General features: G+C 71.1%; 7 protein-coding genes. 1 reads left to right on the forward strand and 6 read right to left on the reverse strand.

Translation table 11 applies throughout. The features are described 5' to 3' along the window. Positions 1-150 precede the first annotated feature (150 nt). The gene (locus OG452_RS34365; protein ID WP_327299436.1) at positions 151-1,164 is read left to right on the forward strand and encodes a ferritin-like domain-containing protein; all 1,014 of its coding nucleotides are present in this window, start codon (positions 151-153) and stop codon (positions 1,162-1,164) included. Between the two features lie 95 nt (positions 1,165-1,259). Here OG452_RS34365 and OG452_RS34370 read toward each other — a convergent pair whose 3' ends face one another. The 6 genes from OG452_RS34370 to OG452_RS34395 are packed head-to-tail and all read right to left on the reverse strand — an operon-like array spanning position 1,260 to position 7,954. Next, complete coding sequence (locus tag OG452_RS34370) at positions 1,260-2,225, reverse strand: TauD/TfdA family dioxygenase (RefSeq protein ID WP_327299437.1); 966 nt, start codon at positions 2,223-2,225, stop codon at positions 1,260-1,262. Positions 2,226-2,232: 7 nt separating this feature from the next. Continuing rightward, positions 2,233-3,054, reverse strand: a complete 822-nt coding sequence (locus tag OG452_RS34375; RefSeq protein WP_327299438.1) for a thioesterase II family protein — start codon at positions 3,052-3,054, stop codon at positions 2,233-2,235. After that, on the reverse strand, positions 3,051-4,655 hold the full coding sequence (locus OG452_RS34380) for a condensation domain-containing protein (RefSeq protein WP_327299439.1): 1,605 nt from the start codon (positions 4,653-4,655) through the stop codon (positions 3,051-3,053). The genes OG452_RS34375 and OG452_RS34380 overlap by 4 nt, the downstream gene beginning before the upstream one ends. Positions 4,656-4,707: 52 nt before the next feature. Then, a complete protein-coding gene (locus tag OG452_RS34385; RefSeq protein WP_327299440.1) occupies positions 4,708-5,055 on the reverse strand; it encodes an acyl carrier protein in 348 nt (115 codons plus the stop codon). Positions 5,056-5,087: 32 nt separating this feature from the next. Next, positions 5,088-6,299, reverse strand: a complete 1,212-nt coding sequence (locus OG452_RS34390; RefSeq protein WP_327299441.1) for an acyl-CoA dehydrogenase family protein — start codon at positions 6,297-6,299, stop codon at positions 5,088-5,090. Beyond that, positions 6,296-7,954 carry an AMP-binding protein gene (locus OG452_RS34395; RefSeq protein WP_327299442.1) on the reverse strand — a complete coding sequence of 553 codons (1,659 nt, stop codon included), beginning with the start codon at positions 7,952-7,954 and terminating at the stop codon, positions 6,296-6,298. Before OG452_RS34395 ends, OG452_RS34390 begins: the two co-directional genes overlap by 4 nt. Between the last annotated feature and the right edge of the window lie 62 nt (positions 7,955-8,016).

Raw genomic sequence — 8,016 nt, forward strand, 5'->3', positions numbered from 1 at the left:
GTTGCCTCTCGGATGCCTGGAGGCGTGAGCGGGCGCTCGTGAGGATGGGCGGCGTAGATGTGTGTCGAAGGAGCCTGGTCGAGCCGCGGGCCGGATGGCTTGCGGTCATGGTGGAGACCGGTTCACAGCCTGGGAAGGATGGCCAGCTCGGTGACCGACAGTGAAGCGGAGAACCGCGCGGACGAACTGTTCACGCTCGGGGGTGCAGCGCCGGCGCTCATGGAGGTCGACGCGCACATACGCGCGATCATGAACTGGGACTACACCGCCACGACGAGTCGGCTGTGGGGCCTGTACGAGAAGAGCAAGGTCTCCCAGTGGAACGTTGCGACGGACATCGACTGGAGTTACGACGTCCGGTTCGGCGCCCCCCTCGACGAGGAGTTCGGCAAGGCGGTCGCCCCCTTTGCCGCGTCACCGGAGAGCCCGGTGCCCAGGGAGCTGTGGGACGCCTTCCGCTGGGAGTACCAGGCCTGGATGGTCAACCAGTTCCTCCACGGTGAGCAGGGCGCTCTGCTCACCACGGCGCGGCTGGTCGAGACGGTCCCCGACATGGCCTCGAAGGTGTATGCCGCCGCTCAGGTCGCCGACGAGGCCCGGCACGTCGAGGCGTACGCCCGTTACATCGACGAGAAGCTCGGTGTCACCTATCCGATCAACCGCGGCCTGAAGGCGCTGCTGCGGGACCTGCTCGGCGATTCCCGGTGGGACGTCGTGTACCTGGGCATGCAGGTCATCGTGGAGGGTCTCGCCCTCGCCGCGACCCGGGTCGCGAGCGCGGGTTTCGGTGACCCCATCATCACCTCCATCACCAAGATGATCGCGCGTGACGAGGCGCGTCACATCTCCTTCGGCGTCATCGCCCTCAACGGGCTCTACGAGGAGATGTCGGCCGCGGAGCGGGACGAGCGCGAGCAGTTCCTGCTGGAGGCGATCCATCTGATGTCCCAGCGGTTCCTGCTGCGCGAGGTCTGGGAGAAGATGGACCTGGACGTGGAGCAGGGGGTCCGCTTCGCCCGCACGGACCCGATGATGGTCGGCTTCCGGCAGTTGCTGTTCCGCAAGGTCATCCAGGTTCTCCGGCAGATCGACCTGCTCAGCCCGAAGATCCGGGACCTGCTCCTGGACGAGGCGCTGGCCCGCCCCGAGTACCTCGCCGGCTGACCCGACACGTTGTGAGGGGCGGCTGCCTCGGAGGACCCGACACGTCCTCCGAGGCAGCCGCCCCTCCCTTTGAGCCGTCCGGGTGTTCGTGCCGGTCAGCCCCGCAGGGGCACGGCGAAGTCGGGCTGCTCGGCGCGCGAGAGGGCGTCAGACATCGAGACAACGATCCTGCGGGTGCCCGTGAACGCCTCGCGGCCGTGCGACCAGCGCATGTTGTCGATGACCATGACGTCGTTGCGCTCCCAGTCGAACCGCCGGGTGTGACGCGCGAAGGCAGCGCGCACCGCGTCCACGTCCGCGTCGGGGATCGTCTCCCCGTCGCCGTAGAGGACGTCGTTGGGCAGCCGTTCGGCGCCCAGGACCTCCACCAGGCCGGCCCGTACCTCCGGCGCCAGCGCCGACTGGTGGAAGAGGACGAGGTGGTTGAACCAGACGGGGACCCCGGTCCGCGGGTGCACGGCCAGCGCGGGGGCCTGGCGCACCGTGCGCAGGCAGTCGTCGTCGAGCCACTGCCACTGGAGCGCGTGCTCGCGGCAGAACCGCTCGACCTCGCCGCGGTCGGAGGTCTGGAAGGCCGTACGCCAGTCGAGCCCAACGCCGCCGCCGTAGTTGCGGACGTATCGCAGACCACGCTCGTGCATCGCGGTCACCACGGCGTCCGGAGTGTCGGCGAGGACCGCGGACACGTCGGCGATGGGGGTGGCGCCCCCCGTCTCCGGCGGGGTCACGCAGAAGAACGCCAGCCGGCCGGGCCACAGGTCGGAGTAAGACGACTCGCAGTGCTGCGGGATCACTTCGCGGGCCGGGTACTCGGTGGAGGTGAACACCCCGTCGGCCACCTCACTGCGGGGGGTGGACCGCTCCGTGTACTGCAGCGGGGCGAAACCCAGGTGGTCCAGGGTCTGTTGGAAGTGCCCCACGTCATCCGCCGTACAGTCCCTGACCAGGACCGCGCCGTGCTCGTCGAGCCGGTCCGCGATCTCGCCGCGGAACGTGTCGAAGAAGACGGTCAGCTCCTCTCCGCGTGAATGGAGCGTGTACATGCTTGTCGGGTCGCTCACGACTGCGTCACCTCTGCGGCGGGTTGATCGAAACAGGGCTGGAGGCGGCGGCTGCCGGCATCTGCCCGGGCAGGGCGGCCGCCATCGCCGAGAACATGGCCCGCGGGTCCGTGTGCGGGTAGGCGTGCCCGCCGGGCAGCACCGTGACCGAGAAGTCCGCGGTGGTGTAGCCCCGCCAGGCGTCGAGGTCCGTGGGCGGGACGACGGGATCGTGGGAACCGCCGAATGCGTGCAGCGGGCAGCCGACCGGGTCGGGCCGCTCGACGGCATAGGTCTCGGCCAGCACCAGGTCCGCGCGGATCGCACGCATGGCATAGGTGACGAACGCCGCGTACTTCAGCAGTTCCCGCGGCATTCCGTCATTCTTGAGCAGCCATTCGAGCAACGCCTCGTCACTGCGCTCCGAGACCTTCTTGACCGGCGGGACGTGCGGGGCGCGGGAGGCCGAGACCAGCAGGGCCTGGGGCGTCGGCAGCGCCGCCCGTTCGATACGGCGGGTCAGCTCGTAAGCGAGCAGCGCCCCGAAGCTGTGCCCGAAGAGCGCGTACGGGGCGCACAGTTCGGCGCTGATGCCGTCCAGGAGCTGGTCGGCCAGCTTGTCGAAGTCGTCCGGCAACGGTTCGTCACCCCGGCCGCCGCGTCCCGGCAGTTCGACCGAGACCAGCTCCACGCCGGGCGGCAGGTGCGGCCGCCAGCCGGAGAACGCGCCGGCGCCGCCGCCCGACTGCGGAAGACAGATGAGCCGCAGCCCGGGATAGGCGCTGAGGAAGCGTCCGGAGACCCAGGGGTTGTGTGCCGTGGTGTCCGGCTCGAATACGGGGGAGTTCATGGGGCCACCTGCTTCTGCGGATCGGTGGTCGGGTGCGGGGGCGCGGCCAGGTATCCGGCGAGGCGGGCCAGCAGGCCGTCGGTCAGCCGGCGGCAGAACGCCCCGGAGACGGCGTCGGGCTGGTATCCGATGACCAGGAGCCCGCCGTCATCCACGGACGGCCAGATCTCCGCGTAGATCTCGCTGGACACACCCGGGTAGCGGGGACGGAAGAACTGCGAGGGCAGTCCCTGGAGCGGCAGCCCGCCCGGGTCGTTGTCCTGCAGGACGAAGACGTTCTGGAACAGCGGGTTGCGCGGGCCCGGCGGCGGGTCGCTCTGCAGGTCGGCGATCTCCGGGACGGAGAGGTCGAGATGGCGGAAGGCATCCCTGGCGGCGCGGGCCGCCGACGCGATCGCCTCCGGAGGCGTGCTGTGCGGGCCGATGGACGGCCGCAGGACGGAGATGTCCATCTGGCTGGAGACCGTGGTGTTCAGCACGCTGTGCGCGCGCCGGTTGACCGGTGTGCCCACGGTGAAGTCCGACGTGCCTGTCAGTTCGCCCAACGCCTGCGCGTAGGCGCCGAGGTACACGGCGAAGGGAGTGACGGCCCTCGACGAGGCGAGCCGCCGTACGCCTTCCACGGTGCCCGGGGGCAGAGCCGTCTCCACCATGCGGCAGGCGGTACCGTGGGGGGCCTCGGGGCCGCCGGGGTAGGTCAGCGGTGTCAGCCCCCTCACCGTCTCGGTCCAGTACGCGCGCTGGGCGTCAAGGTCGACGTACGGCAGGTGCGCGTCGTGTGCCGCCGCGACGTCCACCGGGTCGGCGGCGGGGGGCAGTTCGGGCGTGCTGCCGTTCACGGCGGCGTTGTAGGCCCGCGCCAGCTCGCCGGACATCAACCCGGCGGCTCCGCCGTCCAGCGCGATGTGGTGCACGGAGAAGCCGAAGAGCGTCAGGTGTTCCTGCCGTACGGCGACGTAGACCGGACGCCAGATCTCCCCCTTCGCCAGCCGGAAGGGCCGGGCGAGTTCCCGCGCCAGCACCTCCCCGGCCTCCTGCTCGGTGTCGGCGATCAGCTCGCTCATCACCGGGGGCGGGACGTCGGCCGGCTGGATGTAGGGGGCCTCCTTGAACAGGTACTCCGAACTCAGGAAGCGATGCCTGTGGTGCACGGTGGCGACCGCCTCGCGCAGCGCCGCCCGGTCCGGCCGCCCGGTCAGCCGCCAGCTGCGCACCACGTGCAACGAGAGGTCGTCCGGACTGAACATGTGTTTGAGGAACATGTACGATTGCATGCGCGACAGCGGCGTGGGCCCCTCGTACCCGGCGCCGGCCGGGGCCGCCGCGGGTGCGGCGGGTGCGGCGGGTGCGCTCGCCCCGTCACCGGCCCGCAGCCAGGCCGCGAGGGACTCCACGGTTCCTGTGCGGTACACCTGCGACAACGGAACCGGGCGGCCCAGCCTGTCGCCGAGCCGCGCGCACACCACGCCCAGCTGCAGCGACGTGCAACCGAGCTCGGTGAACGAGATGTCCTGCCGGACGTCCGGAGCCCGGAGCCCGAGAACCGTGGCGACGACCTCGGGGATCGTCTCGTCGAGGAGATCGACCGTGCGGGTGGTCATGGGAGAAGAACCTTTCGCTTCCCGACCTGGCGGGGTGGTGGTGGGCGCCCGGTCAGGCGGCGGGGTTCCAGGTGGTGCCGTACTGGGCGCAGACGGTCTCCACCTCGGAGGTGGCCGGCAGCTCCGCGGCGTCCTGGGCCAGCGCGTTCAGGATGAGGTCCACGATGTCCTCGACGGTGCGCAGGGCCATGGCCCGCTCGGGGGTGATGGAGTCCAGACGGAACAGGTCCTCCAGCGTGAAGCCGAGTTCGGCCAGGGACAGCGAGTGGAAACCCAGGTCACCGATGAGCTGATGGTCGCTCCGGAGGTGCTGGGGGGCCTGCGGTGCCACCAGGCGGATCACCTGGTGCACCACGGCGGGGACCAGATCCGCCTGCAGGACGGTCGCGTTCTGGGCCATGTCTGTTGCTCTCTTCCTGTGGGAACGGGACGTCAGTGCGCGGCGACGGACGGTGTGCCGTGGACACGGTTCTCGTGCTCTTGGAGGACGGCCGCCGCGGCGGCGTCGGGCACGTCGAGATGCAGGCAGATGATCTGCCGCAGCATCTCGTCCGTTCCACCGCCGATACGGGTCAGCCGGGCGTCGCGGTACATGCGCTCAAGGGGGTAGTCGGTGGTGTAGCCGCGCGCGCCGAGGAACTGGAGCGTCTCGTCCACGGCGGCGCTGCCGGCGCGGGCGGCCACGAGCTTGGCCGCCGCGACCAGATGGTGCGGAAGGTGGTCGCCCCTGGCCGTGCGGCAGGCGGTGTCGAGGAGCGCCGCCGCGGACTCCACCTCGGCCCAGCGGTCCGCGAGGCGGTGCGCGAGCGCCTGGTGGTCGAAGAGGCGCTTGCCGAACTGCGTGCGCTCACGCAGGTGTACGGCGGCCATGCCCAGGGCGGCCCGGCCGACGGCCACCAGGCCCACCGTCGCCGCGAGTCGCTCGTAGTCCAGCAGTTTCAGCGCGTACATCAGACCGGCGTCGACGCGGCCCACCACCTCGTCCTCGGTCAGCCGCACGTCGAACTCGACACCGCCGGTGTCGGCCGAGCGCACGCCGAGCGTGTCAAAGAAGCGCGTGACGCGGACGCCGGGACGCTCCAGCGGAACCACGAACAGGGTGAAGGCGTTCTCCCCGGGACCCGTCCGGGCGAGCACCATGACATGGGTGGCACGGCCGACGTTGGTGGTGAAGCGCTTCTCTCCCGTCAGGTGCCAGCCACCGTCCGGCACCCGTCGCGCGCTGGTCCGCATCGCGTAGAGATCCGAGCCGCCGGTCGGCTCGGTGAACGCCGCGCAGCCGATGGCCCGCCCCGCCAGCGCGTCCTGAAGCGTGCTCGCCGTCCGCGCGGTCCCGTAGCGGTGCAGCGCGTGCACGAACAGCTCGCTGTGGATGGACAGGGCGAGCGCGGCCCCGGCGTTGACCGGCGAGACCTCCTCGACCAGGGCGCGGGCCAGGGGGAGCCCGGCCGCGGGGCCCACGGCCCACCGGTCGCGGAAGACGCCCGCGGACCCGAACGCGGCGAACAGCTCCCGGGGCAGGTGCCCGTCGCGCTCCCACGCGTCGGTCTCCCCGCGGAACGGGTCGAAGACCTCCCGTATCCGTGCGCGGTGCGCGTCGTGGACGTCCTGGGCGCCGACGGCGGATGGTGCGGTGCTGTTCATCGGGTGCCTTCCGGTGGTGGGGCGCTCGACTGCGCCTGCTCGGTGAGTGCGCCGACCTGGCCGGTCAGGGTGCCGGCGGTCAGCGCCTGCCACATCACGCGTCGGCGCGGCTTGCCGCTGGAGGTGACGGCCAGGCCGCCCCGGCCCACCTCGACGCGCAGCAGCTCGGTGTCGACGAGCCATTCCCGCAGCACGGCCACCGCCACCTCGAACCACTCGGGCTTCGGGGTCTCGAACACCACGGCCGCCGTGTTCACGCCGTCCCGCACCCCGAGGAGTACGGCCACCCGGCGCTCGGGGATGCCCTTTTGGTGCAGCAGCGCCTCAAGGCTCTCCGCGAAGACCATGCGGCCCCGCACCTTCAGGCCGTCGCCGAGTCGGCCGACGACGAAGAGCTGTCCGTCCCGCAGGAATCCCGCGTCGCCGGTGCGCAGCGTGCCGTCGGCCAGGGTGGTCCCGGACACGGCGCTCGCCCGGCCCACGTAGTCGGTGGCCACCGACGCTCCCCTGACGACGATCTCGCCGACGGTTCCGTCCGCCACCACGGCACCGTCGTCGTCGATGACCTCCACCTCGACGCCTTCCAGCGGGCATCCGCAGCCCACGATGGGCGCGGCGGTGCCCTCCGAACCGCTCGGCGCCAGCGCGGTCCAGTCCTCGTCGAGAGGCAACCCGGTGACGGCGAGCGTGGCCTCGGCCCCGCCGTAGGCCGGCAGGAACGCGCGCCGGTCGAAACCGTTCGGGCCGAGGAGGTCCTCCACACCCGTCAGCGCCCGCGGGTCGATCCGTTCGGCGCCGAGGATGACCGAACGCAGCGAGTCGAACCGCAGACCCTCCAGATCGGCGGTCTTGACGCGGCGCAGCAGGTAGGCGAGGCCGAAATTCGGCATGGCGGCCAGCCCGACCCGCTGGTCACTGATGCAGCGCAGATAGCGCGAGGGGGAGCGGATGAAGTCCTCCGGCTGCATCATCCAGCCGTCGCATCCCGTGGTCACGATGTTCATCAGGCAGCCGATCAGGCCCATGTCGTGGTGGACCGGCAGCCAGGTGATACCCGGCAGGTCCGGCGTCCACCGCAGCCACCGGCGCATGGCGGTCACGTTCGCCCGCAGCGCCTCGTGGGTGACCCGCACGCCCTTGGCGTTGCCGCTTGACCCGGAGGTGAACTGCAGCAGCGCGAACCTGGCGGGCGGCAGCGGCGCGGGGAGCGGAGCGACGCCCTCGACGAGCTGGTCGAAGAGGACCGGCGGCTTCAGACCCAGCCGCTCGGCGACCCGGCTGACCTGGGGCAGCGAGTCCTCGTCCGAGATGATCAGTGCGGGCCCGGCCGTCTCGAACAGCGGGGTCACGTGGCTCTCGTAGGCGTCGGTCCGCTGGAAGGCGAACGGCGGCGCGATGGAACACGCGGTCGCGCCGGCGGCCATGGTGCCGAACAGCCCGGCGACGAAGCCCGGGCTGGAGCGCTGGACGACCACGACCGTGTCACCGTTGCGCACTCCGTGGGCGGCCAGTGCCGCCGCGGTACGGCAGGTGAGGTCGGCGAGACGGGCGTAGGACCAGTGGTCCCAGCTGTCGCCGGGGCCCGCGAAGTGCAGTCCCCGGTCGGCAGACCGTTCTTCGAGCCATTGCAGTAGTCCTCTGTCCGGAATGCTCACCAACGGGTGCTCCTCGTCCACGCGTGTTTGCCTGGGCACGGCGCATCGGCCGACGTCACGCA

Origin of the sequence: Streptomyces sp. NBC_01197 (genome assembly GCF_036010505.1) — a bacterium.
GTDB lineage: Bacteria > Actinomycetota > Actinomycetes > Streptomycetales > Streptomycetaceae > Streptomyces.

What these genes read in the sequence shown, in the direction of transcription:
- OG452_RS34380 (WP_327299439.1), bottom strand. Translation starts at nt 4,655, where the DNA reads ATGACCACCCGCACGGTCGATCTCCTCGACGAGACGATCCCCGAGGTC.
- OG452_RS34375 (WP_327299438.1), bottom strand. Translation starts at nt 3,054, where the DNA reads ATGAACTCCCCCGTATTCGAGCCGGACACCACGGCACACAACCCCTGG.
- OG452_RS34390 (WP_327299441.1), bottom strand. Translation starts at nt 6,299, where the DNA reads ATGAACAGCACCGCACCATCCGCCGTCGGCGCCCAGGACGTCCACGAC.
- OG452_RS34385 (WP_327299440.1), bottom strand. Translation starts at nt 5,055, where the DNA reads ATGGCCCAGAACGCGACCGTCCTGCAGGCGGATCTGGTCCCCGCCGTG.